Raw genomic sequence first — 19,528 nt, forward strand, 5'->3', positions numbered from 1 at the left:
AGCCCGAGCCCGAGCCCGAGCCCGAGCCCGAGCCCGAGCCCGCGTCGCTCCCCAGCCGGCGGCCCGGAGCCTGCCGGGGCCCGTCTCCGCCCCCGTTGGTGCATCCGCGCGGGGCCGAGGGCAGATCCCGGTACGGCGGGGTTTGTCTCCCTATGATCCGTCCCCATGCACCCCACCTCTCTCGCCGCGGCGGTCCTCACGAGTGGGAACCGGACGATCGTGGTCGTCGTCGCGGCCGTCGCTCTCGCCGCGCTGGTCGTCGCGCAGCTGCTCGTCCGCCAGGTTCTCGCCGCCGGGCAGGGGACCGCGAAGATGCGGGAGATCGCCGCGGCCGTGCAGGAGGGGGCGAACGCCTATCTCGCGCGGCAGCTCCGCACGGTCGGAGTCTTCGCCGTCGTGGTGTTCTTCCTGCTGATGCTGCTGCCCGCCGACAGCTGGGCGCAGCGGGCCGGGCGATCGTTGTTCTTCCTGGTCGGCGCGTTGTTCTCGGCGGTCACCGGCTATGTGGGCATGCGGCTCGCCGTCCGGGCGAACGTGCGGGTCGCGGCGGCGGCGCGGGAGGCCACCCCGGGGCCGGGTGAGCCGGCGAAGAAGCTCTCGGAGGTCTCCCACCGGGCCATGAAGATCGCGTTCCGGACGGGCGGTGTGGTCGGCATGTTCACCGTCGGCCTCGGGCTGCTCGGCGCCGCGACCGTCGTGCTCGTCTACGCCGCCGACGCGCCGAAGGTCCTGGAGGGCTTCGGCCTCGGCGCCGCGCTCATCGCCATGTTCATGAGGGTCGGCGGCGGGATCTTCACCAAGGCCGCCGACGTCGGCGCGGACCTGGTCGGCAAGGTGGAGCAGGGGATCCCGGAGGACGACCCGCGCAACGCCGCCACCATCGCCGACAACGTGGGCGACAACGTCGGCGACTGCGCGGGCATGGCGGCCGACCTCTTCGAGTCCTACGCCGTGACCCTGGTCGCCGCGCTCATCCTCGGCAAGGCTGCCTTCGGGGACGTCGGCCTCGCCTTCCCGCTGATCGTTCCGGCGATCGGCGTCGTCACGGCCGTGATCGGCATCTTCGCGGTGTCCCCCCGGCGCACCGACGGCAGCGGCATGAGCGCCGTCAACCGCGGGTTCTTCGTCTCGGCGGTGGTCTCCCTCGTCCTCGTCGCCGTCGCCGCCTTCGTCCACCTGCCGTCCTCCTACGCCGACCTCCGCGGCGTCACCGAGCCCGGCATCCAGGACCAGGCGGGAGACCCCCGGGTTCTGGCCCTCGTCGCGGTCGCCATCGGCATCGTCCTCGCCGCGCTCATCCAGCAGCTCACCGGCTACTTCACCGAGCCGCGCCGCCGCCCGGTGCAGGACATCGGCCGGTCCGCGCTCACCGGCCCGGCCACCGTCGTCCTCGCCGGTGTCGCGATCGGTCTGGAGTCCGCCGTCTACACGGCGCTGCTCATCGGCCTGGCCGTGTACGGGGCGTTCCTGCTCGGCGGTGCCTCGATCATGCTGGCGCTGTTCGCGGTGGCCCTCGCGGGAACGGGCCTGCTCACCACCGTCGGGGTGATCGTCGCCATGGACACCTTCGGGCCGGTCGCCGACAACGCCCAGGGCATCGCCGAGATGTCCGGGGACGTCGAGGGCGCCGGGGCGCAGGTCCTCACCGATCTCGACGCCGTCGGCAACACGACGAAGGCCATCACCAAGGGCATCGCCATCGCCACCGCCGTCCTCGCCGCCGCGGCCCTCTTCGGTTCGTACCGGGACGCCATCGCCACCTCGGTCGCCGAAGTCGGGGCGAGAGCCGGGGAAGTGACGCTCTCGATGGACATCTCGCAGCCCAACAACCTCTTCGGCCTGATCCTCGGCGCCTCCGTCGTCTTCCTCTTCTCCGGGCTCGCCATCAACGCGGTCTCCCGGTCCGCCGGGGCCGTCGTCCACGAGGTGCGGCGGCAGTTCCGCGAGCATCCGGGAATCATGGACCGCACCGAGAAGCCGGAGTACGGGCGGGTCGTCGACATCTGCACCAAGGACGCCCTGCGTGAACTCGCCACGCCCGGCCTGCTCGCCGTGACCGCCCCGATCGCGGTCGGCTTCACCCTCGGGGTCGGCGCGCTCGGCGCGTACCTCGCCGGGGCGATCGGGACGGGCGCGCTGATGGCGGTCTTCCTCGCCAACTCGGGTGGGGCGTGGGACAACGCGAAGAAGCTGGTGGAGGACGGCCGGTACGGCGGCAAGGGCAGCGAGGCGCACGCGGCGACCGTCATCGGGGACACGGTCGGTGACCCGTTCAAGGACACCGCCGGACCGTCGATCAACCCGCTCCTGAAGGTGATGAACCTGGTCGCGCTGCTGATCGCCCCGGCCGTCGTCCGGTTCGGGTACGGGGACGACGCGAGCCCCTGGCTGCGGGCCCTGGTCGCGGGTCTCGCGCTGCTCGTCGTGGTGATCGCCGTCCGGGTCTCCAAGCGCCGTTCGGTGGCGGTCTCCTGACGTGGCGTCCGTCTCATTTCCGGGACCGTCCGGCCGTGTCGGCCTTGGTTCAAAAGGCTTCATTGTGGAATGAATCGGTCCCACGAACGGTGGATGCCGCCCGTGCGGCGTGTATGTTCCGGGGCCGAGAGCCTTGGAAGGGACCGATCCGGTGAACAAGAAGCTTGCGGCCGCACTGTCCGGCGGCGCGGTACTCATGCTCGTGCTGTCCGGCTGCAGCGACGACGAGGACAAGGTGGGCACCTGGGCGAAGACGTTCTGCGACCAGGCGAAGCCCCAGATCCAGAAGCGCGCCAACGCCCACCAGATCATCATTTCGACGGCCGCGGACAGCAAGCCCGCCGACATCCAGGCCGCCGACTCGAAGGCGTTCCAGGACATCGCCGACGCCGACCGGGCGCTCGCCAAGGCGGTCGAGAGCGCCGGGGTCCCGCCGGTGGAGAACGGTCAGAAGATCCAGCAGGACGCGGTACGGGAGCTCAACGCCACGGCCGTCTCCTACGAGGGCCTGAAGAAGCAGGTCGACGCGCTCGACCCGACGAACCAGCAGAAGTTCGCGGACGGCCTGCAGAGCGTCGCCGAGGGCCTGGAGAAGATCGAGAAGTCCGACCAGGCCGCCCTGGCCAAGCTGGAGAGCGGTGAGCTGGGCCGGGCCATGGCCAAGCAGCCGGGCTGCCAGAAGCCCACGGCGTCCACGCCGCCGGCCTCCGGCTCCGCCTCCCCCGAGCCGGGCGCCCCCGCGAGCACCCCGGCGCGCTCCACGAGCAGCGGGTCCCCGGCCACGCCGTCGGCGACGGCGAGCCGGGAGTAGTTCGGCGGGAGCACGGGCCTGGAGAGCGAAGGGGCCGAGTCCGGGGCCTGTCGGAAAGCGAGAAGCCGGCCATCACCGGCCGGGTGACCACGGGTCGGCGGCCCCGGCCGGGCGGCGGTGACCGGGTGACGTTCACCCGGGATGCGCCCGGGACCCGCCCGGCGCCCGTGCCCCGCCGCCCGGTGGCTGTCCGGCGCCCGGCACGTGCCCGTCCGGCAGCCGCCCGGCGTCCGTCCGGCGCCGTCCCGTGCCCGCCGACGGGCTCCGGTCCCCGCCGGTCTCCGCTGATCGGTCGTCACCGCCGGGTCGGCCGCCCCGATGTCGGTGGCGGCCGTCACAATGGGAAGCGTGAGTACGACCAGCCTGACCACCAGCCTCCCGGTGCCCGCGCACGCCGACCGACTGCGCGGGGCCCTGCTCGCCGCCGACTTCACCGCCGACGGCCTGCTCGACCTCCTCGGCGCCCCCGCGTACGCGGCGCTCGCCCGCAGCGAGACCGTGCCCGCCCTGCGCGCCACCCGCGGAGACTCCCCGCTGGAGACCCTCGTCCGGCTGTTCCTGCTCCAGGAGCCCGTCGCGTACGAACGGGCCGCCGCCGCGCTCCCGCTGACGGAGGCACTCGCCGACGGCTGGGCCGTCCGGGACGGCGACGCCGTGCGCGCGACCGTCGACGTGCGGCCCTATGGCGGCCCCGAGGGCGAGGACTGGTTCATCGTCTCCGACCTGGGCTGTGCCGTCGGCGGCGCGAGCGGCATCGGCACCAGGGACGAAGGGGTCGTCCTCGGCGTCGGCGGCGCCTCCACCACCCTCGCCGGCATCACCGTCCGTACGCCGGTGGGCGCGGCGCTCGACCTCGGCACCGGATCCGGCATCCAGGCCCTGCACGCCGCCCAGCACGCCACCCGGGTCACCGCCACCGATCTCAACCCGCGCGCCCTGGAGTTCACCCGGCTCACCCTCGCCCTGTCCGGTGCCCACGAGGCCGAGCTGCTCGAAGGTTCCCTCTTCGAGCCCGTCGGCGGCGCCTCGTACGGCCTGATCGTCTCCAACCCGCCGTTCGTGATTTCGCCCGGCAGCGGACTGACCTACCGGGACGGCGGGATGAGCGGGGACGACCTGTGCCGCACCCTCGTCCAGCAGGCGGGGGACCGTCTGGAGGACGGCGGGTACGCCCAGTTCCTCGCCAACTGGCAGCACGTCGAGGGCGAGGAGTGGCAGGACCGGCTGCGGTCCTGGGTGCCGCGCGGCTGCGACGCCTGGATCGTGCAGCGGGAGGTCCAGGACGTCACCCAGTACACCGAGCTGTGGCTCCGGGACAGCGGCGAGCACCGCGGCGACCCGGAGGAGTACCGGCGGGCGTACGACCGCTGGCTGGACGCGTTCGAGGCCAGTGGCACCAAGGCGATCGGCTTCGGCTGGATCACCCTCCGGCGCAGCGGGGCCGTGGCCTCCGGCGCCGTCGAGCCGTCCGTGGTGATCGAGGAGTGGCCGCACCCCGTCGAGCAGCCCCTCGGAGACACCGTACGCGCCCACTTCGAGCGCCAGGACTACCTGCGCGCACGGGACGACGCCGGCCTGCTCGCCGACCGGTTCACGCTCGCGCCCGAGGTCGTCCAGGAGCAGGTCGGCCTGCCGGGCGCCGAGGATCCCGAGCACGTCGTCCTCCGCCAGAACCGGGGCATGCGCCGCGCCACCCGGGTCGACCACGTGGGCGCCGGCTTCGCGGGCGTCTGCGACGGCACGCTCACCGCGGGCCGCATCCTCGACGCCATCGGGCAGCTCATGGGCGAGGACCCGGTCATGCTGCGGGACCGCACCCCGCAGGCGATCCGGCTGCTGGTCGAGGAAGGGTTCCTGATCCCCGAGTCGCTGCTGCCCCCCACCGAGGGCGGCACCGCCGTCTGACCGGACCGGCCGCGCCCGGCTCCACCCCGCCAGGCCCGACACGCCCCGGACAGCCGCTTCGGAAGGCCGCTCCGAAGGGCCGTTCCGAAGGTCGCCCGTGAGAGCCCGGGGACGTTCCGCTTCCGCTCCGCCGCCCGGTTCGTGCCCGGCGGCGGGACGGGGTTCCCCCAGGGGGCGTACGACCGGCGCGACCACCCCCGCGCCGTACGACGCCGCTGGTCGGGACGCTGTCGCGGGTGACCTCCGCCGTCCGCCCCGGCGCGGTACGGGGGGCCGCCGAGGGTCGGCGCCGCCCGGCAGGGAACCCGTGCCCGCGCCTTCCACCTCGGGGCCTGCGGCCGGGACCCGGCCGCAGGCCGCGCCGCCCCGGCGTGAGGTGACACACCCGTGCACCGGAGGAGCAGGTCCGCCCCTACCGGCCATCTTCGTGAAACCGCGCGCCCCCGTCCGCGTCGTTCACCCGGAATTCGCGTCCCTGACGCCCGGAGGTGCCAGCCTCGCCCGGGGAGACGAACGTCGCACGGGGAACGGAACGGGGTACGGGCATGGAGAGCGGGCCGGCGATCTTCGCGGGAGCGGCGTTCACGCTGTTCGGAGCGGCGCTGCTGCTGTGGACCACGGTGCGGCTGAGGCACCGGGAGCCCGTGGTGTACGGCGTCGGCCCGGGGGCCGCGGCGACCCTGACGACCTTCTCCGGCACCCTCTTCCTCCTGCTCGGCGTCTGGTGCTTCGGCCGCCTCTGAGACGGCCCCCACCCCTCTCCGGGCGCGCCCCGCGCGCCGCCCCCGGCACGGCCCCGCCCCGCCGGTACGGGAGTCCGGGCGGCAGGAATGCCTGGACTCGGGTTACCGTTCGAGTGGCCGTTGCGGGCTTTTGCCGTTTGACACGGGGGCGGGTTGTACCGTCACACTCCGCAGCGACGGGAGCGTCACCGTCCGTGCCGCTGTCGTGCCGTGCGTGCCGGCGCCGCGCGCCGAGCGTGCCCGCACGGGCCTAGAGAGTGCCGACCGGAGAGAAGAGCGAAGTTGTCCCCGACCAGCGAGACCGCACACGGCGGCCGCCGACTCGTCATCGTCGAGTCGCCTGCCAAGGCGAAGACGATCAAGGGTTACCTCGGCCCCGGCTACGTCGTCGAGGCGAGCGTCGGGCACATCCGCGACCTTCCCAGCGGTGCCGCCGAGGTGCCCGAGAAGTACACCGGTGAGGTGCGCCGCCTGGGTGTCGACGTCGAACACGACTTCCAGCCCATCTACGTCGTCAACGCCGACAAGAAGGCGCAGGTCAGGAAGCTCAAGGAGCTTCTCGCCGAGTCCGACGAACTCTTCCTCGCCACCGATGAGGACCGCGAGGGCGAGGCCATCGCGTGGCACCTTCAGGAAGTCCTGAAGCCCAAGGTCCCGGTCCACCGGATGGTCTTCCACGAGATCACCAAGGACGCCATCCAGCAGGCCGTGGCCAACCCGCGCGAGCTCAACAAGCGCATGGTCGACGCGCAGGAGACCCGCCGCATCCTCGACCGGCTCTACGGCTACGAGGTGTCGCCGGTCCTGTGGAAGAAGGTCATGCGCGGCCTCTCCGCGGGCCGCGTCCAGTCCGTGGCCACCCGGCTCGTCGTCGAGCGGGAGCGCGAGCGCATCGCCTTCCGTTCCGCCGAGTACTGGGACCTCACCGGCACCTTCGCCACCGGCCGGGCCGGCGACCCCTCCGACCCCTCGTCGCTGACCGCCCGCCTGGCCACCGTGGACGGCAAGCGCGTCGCGCAGGGCCGTGACTTCGGCGCCGACGGCCGGCTCAAGTCCGAGAGCGTCCTGCACCTGGACGAGGAGAAGGCGCGGGCGCTCGCCGCCTCGCTCGCCGACACCTCGTTCGCGGTCCGCTCGGTCGAGTCGAAGCCGTACCGCCGCTCCCCGTACGCACCCTTCCGGACGACCACCCTCCAGCAGGAGGCGAGCCGCAAGCTGGGCTTCGGCGCGAAGGCGACCATGCAGGTGGCGCAGAAGCTGTACGAGAACGGCTTCATCACCTACATGCGTACGGACTCCACCGTGCTCTCCGAGACCGCCGTCGCCGCCGCCCGGGCGCAGGTCACCCAGCTGTACGGCGCCGACTACCTGCCGGAGAAGCCGCGCGTCTACGCGGGCAAGGTGAAGAACGCGCAGGAGGCGCACGAGGCGATCCGCCCCTCGGGCGACCGTTTCCGCACCCCCGCCGAGACCGGTCTCACCGGCGACCAGTTCAAGCTGTACGAGCTGATCTGGAAGCGGACCGTCGCCTCCCAGATGAAGGACGCGACCGGCAACTCGGTCACCGTCAAGATCGCCGGCACCACCGCCGACGGCCGGGACGCCGAATTCTCGGCCTCCGGCAAGACGATCACCTTCCACGGCTTCATGAAGGCGTACGTCGAAGGCGCCGACGACCCGAACGCCGAGCTCGACGACCGCGAGCGGCGGCTGCCCCAGGTCGCCCAGGGCGACGCGCTCACCGCCGACGAGATCACCGCCGACGGCCACGCGACCAAGCCGCCGGCCCGCTACACCGAGGCCAGCCTGGTCAAGGAGCTGGAGGAGCGCGAGATCGGCCGCCCGTCGACGTACGCGTCGATCATCGGCACCATCCTCGACCGCGGCTACGTCTTCAAGAAGGGCACGGCCCTCGTGCCGTCCTTCCTCTCCTTCGCCGTGGTCAACCTCCTGGAGAAGCACTTCGGCCGGCTCGTCGACTACGACTTCACGGCCCGGATGGAGGACGACCTCGACCGCATCGCCCGCGGCGAGGCCCAGGCCGTGCCGTGGCTGAAGCGTTTCTACTTCGGCGAGGGCGCCTCCGCGGGCGCCGGGGCGGCGGGCGGCGCGGCCGACGCGGGCAACGGCGACGGCGACCACCTCGGCGGCCTCAAGGAGCTCGTCACCGACCTCGGCGCGATCGACGCCCGGGAGATCTCCTCCTTCCCCGTCGGCAACGACATCGTGCTGCGCGTCGGCCGCTACGGCCCGTACGTCGAGCGCGGCGAGAAGGACCAGGACGGCCACCAGCGGGCCGACGTGCCCGAGGACCTGGCCCCCGACGAGCTGACCGTGGAGTACGCGGAGGAGCTGCTCGCCAAGCCGAGCGGCGACTTCGAACTCGGCGTCGACCCGGCCACCGGCCACCAGATCGTCGCCAAGGACGGCCGCTACGGCCCGTACGTGACGGAGATCCTGCCCGAGGACACCCCGAAGACCGGCAAGAACGCGGTCAAGCCGCGCACCGCCTCCCTCTTCAAGTCGATGACCCTCGACACGGTCACCCTCGAGGACGCGCTGCGGCTCATGTCGCTGCCCCGCGTCGTCGGCACCGACCCCGAGGGTGTCGAGATCACCGCGCAGAACGGCCGCTACGGCCCGTACCTGAAGAAGGGCACGGACTCGCGGTCGCTGACGGACGAGGAGCAGCTGTTCTCCATCACCCTGGAGGAGGCGCTCGCGATCTACGCCCAGCCCAAGCAGCGCGGGCGGGCCGCGGCCAAGCCGCCGCTGAAGGAGCTCGGCACCGACCCGGTCAGCGAGAAGCCCGTCGTCGTCAAGGACGGCCGCTTCGGCCCGTACGTGACGGACGGCGAGACCAACGCCACCCTGCGGACCGGCGACAGCGTGGAGACGATCACGCCGGAGCGCGGCTACGAGCTGCTCGCCGAGAAGCGGGCCAAGGCCCCGGCGAAGAAGACCGCCAAGAAGGCCCCGGCGAAGAAGACGGCGGCCAAGAAGACCGCCACCAAGACCGCGGCGAAGAAGACCACGGCCGCCAAGAAGACCGCCGCGAAGAAGACGGCGACGGCCGGCACGGCGACCGCGAAGAAGACCGCGGCCAAGAAGACGGCGGCCCAGCCGGAGTAGACGACACCGCGCGGAAGCACGGTTCACGGGCCGGGGGAAGGGGCGGGAGCGGTGCTCCCGCCCCTTCCCCCAGCCCCCGTCCTCCCCGGATTCGGTCCGGCCACGACGTCCCGGGCCGTCCGGATAGGGTGGACGGATGACGCGAGCAGAGCAGCAGCCAGACCGCCTGGGCGACTCCGACGCCGCACTCGTCGCGGATTCCCGGGAACGTGCCGTACGGGCCCTCTTGCGCCATCAGCCGTTGCGCCGGCTGTGGGGCGCCCACGCCGCCGGTGGGACCGGGGACGCCCTCGCCCTGCTGGTCCTGGTCCTCCTCGGCCTCCAGGCGGCCGTGGCCGGGGACGCCCTCGGCGGCGGAGAGCGGGGCGCCGCCCTCGCCGTGGCCGCCGTCGTCGGCGCCCGGCTGCTGGCCTCGCTCCTCTTCGGCGCCGTCCTCCTCGGACCGCTCATCGCGCTCACCGCGCCCGGCGGTCCCCTGGACCGGCGCTGGACCATGATCGGTGCCGACGGGCTGCGGATCGCCCTGCTCGTCGTCGCGCCCCTGTGGATCGACTGGACCCCCGGCAGCGCCCTGTGGCTCCTGCTGGGCACCGTCTTCGTCATCGGGGCCGCCGAGCGCCTCTGGACCGTCTGCCGCGAGAGCGCCGCGCCCGCGCTGCTGCCCGCGCCGCCCGTGGAGGGCGACGCCGTGCGGCCCCTGCCCGACCACCTCGGTGCCCTGCGCCGGCTCTCCCAGCGCACCGGCTTCCTCGCGGTCCCGGCCGCCGCGGCCGCCCTGCTCCTCGCCACCCTCGTCGGCAACCTGCTGGGCGCCGGGATCGACTGGTTCTCCCGGCACCAGGCCGCGCTCGGCTCGTACGTCGCCGCCGGCCTCCTCGCCGCCTCCGCCGGCGTCCTGTACGCCATGACGCTGCCCGGCGGCCAGACCCCCCGGCCCCGTTCGCCCCTGGAGGGCCTGCGCCGCCCGGCCGCCGAGAAGGGCCGCACCGGAGCCGTACCGCTGCTCGTCCTGACCTGCGCCACCGTCGCCGGAGCCGTCGCCGCGGCCGCCTCCGTCGCCGCCCTCCACGCCTACGACCTCGGCGGCGGCCCCGTCACGTACGCCCTGCTCGTCCTCGCGCTCAGCGGCGCCACCGCCCTCGGCATCCGCACCGCCCGCTCGGTCCTGCCCGTGCTCTCCCGGCGCCGGCTGCTCGCCCTCGCGACCGCCGTCACCGGGGTCGCGCTCATCGCCATGGGCCTGGTGCCGGACACGGCGACCGTGCTGTTCCTCGCCGTCCTCACCGGGTACGCGGCCGGGGTCGCCGCCCACACCGGCCACGCCCTCGTCGACCAGGAGACCGAGGAACCCCGCCGGGACCGCACCACCGACCACCTCCAGGCCTCCGCCCGCGTCGGCGTCGCCCTCGGCGCACTGGCCGCCCCGCTGCTCGCCGCCGCGATCGGCCCGCACCGCCTCGCGTCCGGGAGCTTCGTCTTCGCGCACGGCGGCGCCGCCTTCACCCTGATCCTCGTCGGCGCCCTGCTCCTGCCGGTGGCCGCGCTCGTCCTCGCCAAGGCCGACGACCGGGCGGGCGTCCCGCTCCGCCGCGACCTGCGCGACGCGCTGCGCGGCGCCGACCCGGCCCAGGCCCCCTCCCCGACCGGCTTCTTCATCGCCGTGGAGGGAGGCGACGGCGCCGGGAAGTCCACGCAGGTCCAGGCCCTGGCGGAGTGGATCCGCGCCAAGGGCCACGAGGTCGTCGTCACCCGGGAGCCCGGCGCCACCCCGATCGGCAAGCGGCTCCGCTCGATCCTGCTCGACGTGTCCTCGGCCGGACTGTCCAACCGGGCCGAGGCCCTGCTGTACGCGGCCGACCGGGCCGAACACGTCGACTCCCTGGTCCGGCCGGCCCTGGAACGGGGCGCCGTCGTCATCTCCGACCGCTACATCGACTCCTCCGTCGCCTACCAGGGCGCGGGCCGCGACCTGTCCCCGACCGAGATCGCGCGCATCTCGCGCTGGGCGACCGACGGTCTCGTCCCGCACCTGACGGTGCTGCTCGACGTCTCCCCGGCCACCGCGCGGGAACGGTTCACCGAGGCGCCCGACCGCCTGGAGTCCGAGCCGCCCGAGTTCCACGCGCGCGTGCGGGCCGGTTTCCTCGCCCTCGCGGCCGCCGACCCGAGCCGCTACCTCGTCGTCGACGCCGGCCAGGAGCCGGAGGACGTCACCACCGTGGTGCGCCACCGTCTCGACCGGGTCCTGCCGCTCTCCGAGGCCGAGATGAGGGCCGCCGAGGAGGCCCGCCGCAAGGCCGAGGAGGAGGCCCGCAGGAAGGCCGAGGAGGAGGCCGCCCGCAAGGCCGAGGAGGAGCGCCTGGAGCGCGAGCGCCAGGAGCAGCTGGCCCGGCTGCGCGCCGAGGAGGAGGAGCGCAAGCGGCGCGAGGAGGAGGAAGCCCGCCGCCTGGAGGCCGAACGCCAGGCGGAGGAGGCCCGCCGGCGCGCCGAGGAGGCGCGGATCGCCGCCGAGGAGGAGCGCAGGCGGCGCGAGGCCGAGGAGAAGGCCCGCCGCGAGGAGCAGGAGCGCCTTCGCAAGCAGGCCGAGGAGGAGGCCCGGCTCCGTGCCGAGGCCGAGGCCCGCCGCCTGGAGAAGCAGCGCAAGGCCGAGGAGGCCCTGCTGCGCGCCGAGGAGGCCCGCCGGGAGGCGGAGGCCGCGGCGGCGGCGAAAGCGGCCGAGGAGGCTGCCGCGAGGGCGGCGGCGGAGGCGGTCGCCAGGGCGGCGGCGGAGAAGGCCGCCGCGGAACGGGCCGCGGCCGAGCGCCTCGCCGCCGAGCGGGAGCAGGCCCGGCGCGAGGCCGAGGCCCGCGCGGCCGAGGCGCGGGAGACCGAGGCGCGGCGTACGGCGGAGGCGGCGCGAGCCGCCGGTTCCGGCGGCCCGGCGGACGACGTCACCGTGGAGACCCCGGTCGTCCGGCCGGCCGCGTCCGGCACCCCGACCGTCTCGCCCGAGGAAGTCACCGTCGCCACGCCGATCGTGCGCCCCGAGGACGCCCGGCGCGACGCCGGACGGTCCGACGACGAGACGGCGGTGCTGCCGCAGATCCGGGACCCGCGTGCGGCGGACGAGACGGCGGTGCTGCCGCCCGTGCGCGACGAGCGGGCCGCGGACGAGACGGCGGTCCTGCCGCCGGTCCGCGACGAGCGGGCCGGCTCCCGGGACGTACGGGGCGGTGGCGTACGGGACCCGCGGACGGCGCCGGTCCCGGATCCGGTCGACCGGGTGCCGCCGGGCATCTTCCGCGACGAGCGGCCGGACACCGCCCGGCCCGACGACGCCACCCGCGAACTGCCCCAGCTCGACGAGCAGGGCCGGCCGCGCCGCCGCTCCGACTGGGCGGAGGAGACCCCGCTCGACGACCTGCCGACCCTCGCGGACGAGCTGCTCGGCCCGCACGAGGACGGCGACGCGGACGGGCCGGACGGCCGCCGGCGCCGCCGCTGACGGGGACTCCCTCCGGACGGGGGGTGGAGCTGGCTCCACCCCCGGTCGGGCAGCCAGCTCCATACCGTTGTGACCTGCGCTTTCCTAGCGTTGTTCCCATGATGAGGACAGCGGTGGCGGAGAGCGGGACCCCTACGGGGAGCGGCGGGGCGGCGCTCGCCCTGGAGGGGGTGGTCCGCGCGTACGGACGGCGGCGCGGGAGCGCGGAAGGCACGGTTCCGGCGCTCGGCGGGGTCAGCCTCGTCGTGCCGCGCGGCCGGTTCGTGGCGGTGATGGGGCGGTCGGGCTCCGGCAAGTCCACGCTGCTGCGGTGCGCGGCCGGGCTCGAACGGCCGACCTCGGGGACGGTACGGATCGGTGGCACCGACCTCGCCACCCTGAAGCCCGCCGCCCTCACCCGGCTGCGCCGCGACCGGGTCGGCTTCGTCTTCCAGTCGCTCAACCTGGTCTCCGCCCTGAACGTCCGCGAGAACGTCACCCTGCCGCTGCTCCTCGCCGGGGCCCGCGGCGGCCCGGAGCTCGACGCGCGCGCCCGCGCCGGCCTCGCGGCGGTGGGTCTCGCGGACCGCGCCGAGGAGCGGCCCGAGAACCTTTCCGGCGGTCAGCGGCAGCGCGTCGCCGTGGCCCGGGCGCTGCTCAACGATCCCGAGGTCGTCTTCGCCGACGAGCCGACCGCCGCGCTCGACCCCGTCACGGCGGCCGAGGTGCTCGCCCTGCTGCGGCGGGCGGTCGACGAGCGCGGCCGCACGGTCGTCCTCGTCACCCACGACCCGGTGGCCGCCGCCTGGACGGACGAGGCCGTCTTCCTCGACGGGGGCAGGATCACCGGCCGGCTCGACCGGCCGGACGAGGCCGCGGTCCGCGCGATGCTCACCGGCGGGATCACCGGCCGCGCGGCGGCGCACGCCGTGGCGGTGGCGCGATGAGCCGGGCGGTACGGCTCCTCGCCGCCCGCTCCCTGCGCGCCCACCGCTCGGCCTGGACGGCGGTCTTCGTGGCCGTCGCCGTCACCTCGGCCCTGCTCGGCGCGCTCGCCCTGGCCCTCGGCTCGGCCGGGCTCGGGCACGCGCGCGTGGACCGGTACGCGGCGGCCCCCGTCGTCGTCGCGGGCGACCAGGAGGTCCGCTGGACCACCACCCCCTGGGGCGACGGTCCGGCCACCGTTTCGACGGAGCTGACCGAACGGGTCCGGGTCCCCCGCACGGCCGTCGACGTGGTCCGGGAGGTGCCGGGCGTGCGCGCGGCGGTGCCGGACGAGACCTTCACCGTACGGCTCGCCGGCACCGCGGCCGTACACCCGGCGGACCGTACCGCCGACCGCCCGGACGGGGGCGTACGGACGTACCCCGGCCGCTCGTGGGAAGCGGCGGCTCTCGCCCCGTACGGCCTGCGCGAAGGCCGGGAGCCCCGCACGGCGGACGAGGCGGTCGTCGGGGCGGGCCTCGGGCTGCGGGTCGGCGGGACGGTACGGGAACCGGGCCGCGGGTCCGCCGGGTACCGGGTCGTCGGCGTGGCCGAGGGGCCCGCCGCGCTGTACGTCACCGGCGCGGAGGCGCGGGCACGCGCCGGGCGGCCCGGAGCCGTGGACGCCGTGGGGGTCCTGGCGGAACCGGGCGTCCCCGCGGACACCCTCCACGCGCGCGTGCGGGCCGCTCTCGACCGCGCGGGACTCAAGGACACCGCCTCCGGGCAGCCGCTGCGCGCGCTGACCGGGGACGGACGCGGCGGCGCCGAACACCTGGGCGCCGCACCCGCGCGGTCCGCGCTCCTGGAGATGCTCGCCGCCGTCTCCGGGACCGTCGTCCTCGTCGCCGTCCTCGTCCTCGCCTCCCTCGTGGCGCAGGCGCTCCGGCAGCGCGCCCCCGAGCGGGAACTGCTGCGGGCCGTCGGCGCGACCCCGCGCCAGGTGCGGGCCGCCGCGGGGCGGGAGGTGACGCGGGTCGCCGGTACCGCCGCGGTGCTCGGCGCGCTCGGCGCCGTACCCCTGTTCCTCGGCCTGTGGGAGGCCCTGGGGGCGCGTCCCGGGGTCGTACCGGACGGCCTCGAACTGCCCGTCCCGGCGTGGCTGTTCGCCGCCGTGCTCGCCGCCGCCGCGGTGACGGCCGGGGTGACCCGGCTCGTGGTGCCCTTCGCCGTGGGCCGGCCGGGTTCGGCCGGCGGCGACCGGTCCGGCCGGGGCAGGGTCCGGCCCACCGTGGGGATCGTGCTGCTCCTGGCCGGTCTGGCCTCGGCGGGCGCGGCCTCCCTGCAGGGCGGTGAGGCCGCCGCGGCGGCGGCCGGCACGGCCACGGTGACGCTCGTCGCCGGCTGCGCGGTCCTCGGACCGTGGCTCGCCCGGGCCGCCCTGTGGGTCCTGGCCCGGCCGATGCGCCGGCTCGGAGGCGCGCCGGGCCGGCTCACGGCCGCCGGCGCGGACGCCCACGCGCGCCGCCTCGGCGCCGCGCTCACCCCGGTCGTCCTCGTCACCGCGTTCGCGCTGGTACAGCTCACCGCGGGTACCACCGTGGGACGCGCCGCCGAGACGCAGGCCCGGGCCGCCACCACCGCGCGGCTGGAGTTCACCGGTACGACGGCCGAGGAGGTACGGACGCGGCCCGGGGTGGGCGCGGCCACCGACGTGCTGCGCTCGACGGTCGTCCTGGCCCGCCGCGCCGCCGGTGAACCGCGACTCGACCGGCTGCCGGTCCTCGGTGTCGACGCCGCGGGGCTCCGGGGCACGCTCGACCCCGGGGTCGTCGCGGGCGACCTCGCCGGTCTGGCGGCCCCCGGCACCGTGGCGGTCGGGGCCGCCACGGCCGACTCCCTGGACCTGAGGCCAGGTTCGGCGGTCGCCCTCCGGTACGGCGACGGGGCCGAGGCCGAGCTGCGCGTGGTCGCCGTGTACGAACGCTCCCTGGCCCTCGGCGACTTCCTGCTCCCGAAGGAGGCGCTCGCCCCCCACATGACCGACCCGGCCCCCTCCCGCGTGCTGGCGGCGGGGCTCCCCGGCGCCCTCCCCGGCCGGGCCGCGGTTCCCGCGCCGGAACGCGTGGAACTGCCCGGGGCCGAGCTGAACGGCATCGTGTCGGCCTCCGTGGTCTCCGCGATCGGCGGCCTCACCCTGCTCTCCGTCCTCAGCACGCTCGCCCTCATCGGCGCGGGCCGGCGCGGGGAACTGCGGCTGCTGCGGCAGGTGGGTGCCACGGCCGGCCAGCTGCGCCGGATGTTCGCCCTGGAGGCGGGCTTCCTGACCGGCACCGGTCTGCTCGTCGGCCTCGTGGTGGCGGCACTGCCCCTCACCGCCTTCGCCCGGTCCTTCACCGGCGGCCTGCCCTACCTGCCGCCGGCCTGGGCGGGACTGGTCGCCGGCACGGTGGCGGTCACGGTCACGGCGGGCGTGCTCCTCTCCCACCGGGCGCGCGGCACGAACGGGTGAGGGAGGTCAGGCGTTGAGGCAGGCGAACCCGGCGCGCCCGGCGGCAGGCTCGGCTCGGCTCGGCGAGGACGTACCCGCTGTGTCGGCGCACGGCCCGCTCGGTGCCCACCGGCGGTGGGCCCGACGGTCGGAGGTGGAGCAGGCTCCACCTCCGACCGGGGTGCGGGCCCCGCTGCGCGGGGGTGGCGGTGCGGCGGAGGATCGGACCGTCACCGATCCACGATCCCGGAGGTTCTTGATGCGATTCCTGTTCTGGCCGCTGCTCGCCGCGAGTGTCCTGGCCAACGTCTACGTGAACACCTTCTCGGGCTGGGATGACGGGGGGCGGATCGCGGGCGGGGTGGCGACCGGCGCGGTCCTCCTCGGCTCGGCGACGGGCCTGTGGCTCACCCGCGCGCGCCGGGACGCCTGACGGCCTGCCGGGCGGGACGCCGGGGCGGCTCCGGTCCGCGGGGGCCCGAAGGCCCGGCCCGTCGCCGCCGCCGTCCGGGATTGTCGGAGGGCTGCCCCACAATGGAGGACGTACCTGAGGAGGGGCACAGAGATGGCCGTATGGGACGACCTGGTCGGGCAGGCGAAGGTGGAGGAGCAGCTCGCCGCCGCGGCGCGCGACGCCGACGCCTTCGTGACCGCCCATGACGCGGGCGAGCCCGTACCTCCCTCCTCCAAGATGACCCACGCCTGGCTGTTCACCGGCCCGCCCGGGGCCGGCCGGGTGGACGCGGCGCGGGCGTTCGCCGCGGCCCTGCAGTGCGTGAGCCCGGACCGGGCGCTGGGCGGGACGCCCGGCTGCGGCTTCTGCACCGGCTGCCACACGACCCTGGTCGGGACCCACGCCGACATCACCACCATCAGCGCGGTCGGCACCGAGATCCTGGTCCGCGACATGCGGGACACCGTCCGGAAGTCCTTCACCGCCCCGGCTAACGGCCGCTGGCAGGTCATCCTCGTCACCGACGCCGAGCGGCTCAACGAGAAGTCGGGCAACGCCGTGCTGAAGGCCGTGGAGGAGCCCGCGCCGCGCACCGTCTGGCTGCTGTGCGCCCCGTCCATCGAGGACGTGCTGCCCACCATCCGTTCGCGCTGCCGCCACCTGAACCTGCGGACCCCGCCGGTCGAGGCGGTCGCCGACATGCTCGTACGGCGGGACGGCATCGAGCCGGAGGTCGCGGGGGCCGCCGCGCGCGCGGCCCAGGGCCACATCGCGCGGGCCCGGCGGCTCGCCACGGACGAGCGGGCGCGCGCCCGCCGGGCGGTCGTGCTCAAGCTCCCGCTGCGGGTGGCCGACATCGGAGGCTGCTTCAAGGCGGCCCAGGAGCTGGTCGACGCGGCGGCGGAGGACGCCAAGCAGGTCGCCGAGGAGGTCGACACCAAGGAGACCGAGGAGCTGAAGGCGGCGCTCGGCGCGTCGCAGGGCGGGCGGATGCCGCGCGGCACGGCCGGGCTGATGAAGGAGCTGGAGGAGAAGCAGAAGCGGCGCGGGCGGCGCACCCAGCTCGACAGTCTGAGCCTCGCCCTCACCGACCTGACGGGCTTCTACCGGGACGTCCTGGCGCTCCAGCTCGGCTCCCGCACCCCGATCACCAACGAGGACGTGCGGGACGCCCTGGAGCAGGTCGCCCGCGACAGCACCCCGGAGCGGACCCTGCGCCGCATCGAGGCCGTCCTCGCCTGCCGCGAGGCCCTCGACCGGAATGTGGCGCCGCTGCTGGCCGTGGAGGCGATGACCATGGCCCTCCGCGACTGACGGCCGGAACCGCCGTCCGGCGCTTCGGGTGATTGGACACGATACGTACCGGTGCGGATACGCTCCGGGGATGGACTCCAGGCGTTTGCTCCGTACGTCCGCCACGGCCCTCGCGGCCGCCGGACTGATCCTCTCCGGTTGCTCGGGCGGAAGCGACGCCGCCGCACCCGCCCCGCACGCGGCCGCTGCCGCGCCCTCCGCCTCCCCGGAGGCGCTGAAGAAGTTCTACGGCCAGAAACTGACCTGGCGGGACTGCGGGGCCCCCGGTTTCCAGTGCGCCACGCTCCGCGCCCCGCTGGACTACGCGAAGCCCGGGGCGGGCGATATCGACCTCGCCGTCTCCCGGGTGCGGGCCACCGGCCCCGGCAAGCGGCTCGGCTCGCTCCTGGTCAACCCGGGCGGGCCCGGCGGCTCGGCCGTCGGCTACCTCCAGGGATACGCGGGCATCGGCTACCCGGCGCCGGTCCGCGCCCGCTACGACATGGTGGCCGTCGACCCGCGCGGCGTGGCGCGCAGCGAGCCCGTCGAGTGCCTGACGGGCCCCGAGATGGACACGTACACCCAGGTCGACCAGACCCCCGACACGGCGGCCGAGACCGGCGCCCTCGCCACCGCCTTCCAGCGGTTCGCGGCCGGCTGCGCGAAGCGCTCGGGCGAGGTCCTTCCGCACGTCTCCACCGTCGATACGGCGCGTGACATGGACATCCTGCGCGCCGTCCTCGGCGACGAGAAGCTGACCTACGTCGGGGCGTCGTACGGCACCTTCCTCGGCGCCACCTACGCCGAGCTCTTCCCCGGCCGGGTGGGCCGCCTCGTCCTCGACGGGGCCATGGACCCGTCCCTGTCGGCCGTCGACCTCAACCGCGACCAGACCGCCGGCTTCGAGACGGCCTTCCGCGCCTTCGCCGCCGACTGCGTCCGCACCCCGGACTGCCCGCTCGGCACCGGGTCGGTCGAGGAGGCCGGCGAGGCGATGAGGAAGTTCTTCCGCGACGTGGACGCCGAGCCGGTGCCGACGGGCGAACGCCGCGCGCTCGGCGAGTCGCTCGCCACCACCGGGGTGATCGCGGCGATGTACGACGAGGGCGCCTGGCCCCAGCTCCGCGAGGCCCTGACCCGGGCGATGGGCGGCGAGGGATCGGCCCTGCTGGCCCTGGCCGACAGCTACTACGAGCGCGGGACCGACGGCAGCTACGCCAACCTCATGTCGGCGAACGCGGCCGTGAACTGCCTCGACCTCCCCGCGGCCTACGGCGGTCCCGCCGACGCCGCGAAGGCGGTGCCCTCCTTCGAGAAGGCCTCCCCGGTCTTCGGCAAGGGCCTGGCCTGGGCGGCCCTGAACTGCACCTACTGGCCCACCCCGCCGACCGGCCGCCCCCACCGCATCACCGCCGAGGGCGCCGCCCCGATCCTGGTCGTCGGCACCACCCGCGACCCGGCGACCCCCTACAAGTGGGCCCGGTCCCTCGCCGGCCAGCTGGCGTCCGGCAGCCTCCTCACCTACGACGGCGACGGCCACACCGCCTACGGCCGGGGCAGCGACTGCGTCGATACCGCGATCAACGCCTACCTCCTGGAGGGCACGGTCCCCCCGGACGGAAAGCGCTGCTCCTAGCCCCTCTCCGGGGGTGTGCGGAGCACCCCCGGAACCTGTGTAGACTTGGCGACGCTGCTGCACCCGCCATGGGTCCGCACGGCACGCCGCCTTAGCTCAGTTGGCCAGAGCAACGCACTCGTAATGCGTAGGTCTCGGGTTCGAATCCCGAAGGCGGCTCAGAGGAAGGCCCGGTCGGACATCGTCCCGACCGGGCCTTTT

General features: G+C 75.1%; 11 protein-coding genes and 1 tRNA gene. All 12 read left to right on the forward strand.

Translation table 11 applies throughout. From position 1 onward, the window contains the following. Positions 1–165: 165 nt before the first annotated feature. The 12 genes from ABTY40_RS04510 (at position 166) to ABTY40_RS04565 (ending at position 19,486) form a co-directional block, all read left to right on the forward strand. A complete protein-coding gene (locus ABTY40_RS04510) occupies positions 166–2,475 on the forward strand; it encodes a sodium-translocating pyrophosphatase (RefSeq protein WP_352058106.1) in 2,310 nt (769 codons plus the stop codon). A 151-nt stretch (positions 2,476–2,626) separates the two neighbouring features. Beyond that, positions 2,627–3,286 (forward strand): small secreted protein, encoded by a 660-nt coding sequence (locus tag ABTY40_RS04515; RefSeq protein ID WP_352058107.1) that lies wholly within the window; start codon positions 2,627–2,629, stop codon positions 3,284–3,286. Between the two features lie 339 nt (positions 3,287–3,625). Beyond that, positions 3,626–5,191, forward strand: coding sequence for a DUF7059 domain-containing protein (locus ABTY40_RS04520; RefSeq protein WP_352058108.1), 1,566 nt, complete (start codon positions 3,626–3,628; stop codon positions 5,189–5,191). 545 nt (positions 5,192–5,736) lie between these two features. Next, complete coding sequence (locus ABTY40_RS04525) at positions 5,737–5,934, forward strand: hypothetical protein (protein WP_352058109.1); 198 nt, start codon at positions 5,737–5,739, stop codon at positions 5,932–5,934. Between the two features lie 282 nt (positions 5,935–6,216). Then, entirely contained in the window at positions 6,217–9,066 is a 2,850-nt protein-coding gene (gene topA, locus ABTY40_RS04530; RefSeq protein ID WP_352058110.1) for a type I DNA topoisomerase, read from the forward strand. Between the two features lie 136 nt (positions 9,067–9,202). Next, positions 9,203–12,550, forward strand: coding sequence for a dTMP kinase (gene tmk / locus ABTY40_RS04535; RefSeq protein WP_352058111.1), 3,348 nt, complete (start codon positions 9,203–9,205; stop codon positions 12,548–12,550). A 101-nt stretch (positions 12,551–12,651) separates the two neighbouring features. After that, positions 12,652–13,476: an ABC transporter ATP-binding protein gene (locus ABTY40_RS04540; RefSeq protein ID WP_502990494.1), complete on the forward strand. Its 825-nt coding sequence runs from the start codon at positions 12,652–12,654 to the stop codon at positions 13,474–13,476. Then, positions 13,473–15,965 carry an FtsX-like permease family protein gene (locus ABTY40_RS04545; protein ID WP_352058113.1) on the forward strand — a complete coding sequence of 831 codons (2,493 nt, stop codon included), beginning with the start codon at positions 13,473–13,475 and terminating at the stop codon, positions 15,963–15,965. Before ABTY40_RS04540 ends, ABTY40_RS04545 begins: the two co-directional genes overlap by 4 nt. Before the next feature lie 238 nt (positions 15,966–16,203). Continuing rightward, entirely contained in the window at positions 16,204–16,377 is a 174-nt protein-coding gene (locus ABTY40_RS04550) for a hypothetical protein (protein ID WP_352058114.1), read from the forward strand. Between the two features lie 132 nt (positions 16,378–16,509). Further along, on the forward strand, positions 16,510–17,712 hold the full coding sequence (locus tag ABTY40_RS04555; RefSeq protein WP_352058115.1) for a DNA polymerase III subunit delta': 1,203 nt from the start codon (positions 16,510–16,512) through the stop codon (positions 17,710–17,712). Positions 17,713–17,782: 70 nt separating this feature from the next. Then, the gene (locus ABTY40_RS04560; protein ID WP_352058116.1) at positions 17,783–19,327 is read left to right on the forward strand and encodes an alpha/beta hydrolase; all 1,545 of its coding nucleotides are present in this window, start codon (positions 17,783–17,785) and stop codon (positions 19,325–19,327) included. Between the two features lie 85 nt (positions 19,328–19,412). Continuing rightward, positions 19,413–19,486 (forward strand) — tRNA-Thr (locus ABTY40_RS04565). The last annotated feature ends 42 nt before the right edge of the window (positions 19,487–19,528 follow it).

The sequence above is a fragment of the Streptomyces sp. NPDC126503 genome (assembly GCF_040302405.1).
GTDB classification, from domain to species: domain Bacteria; phylum Actinomycetota; class Actinomycetes; order Streptomycetales; family Streptomycetaceae; genus Streptomyces; species Streptomyces gulbargensis.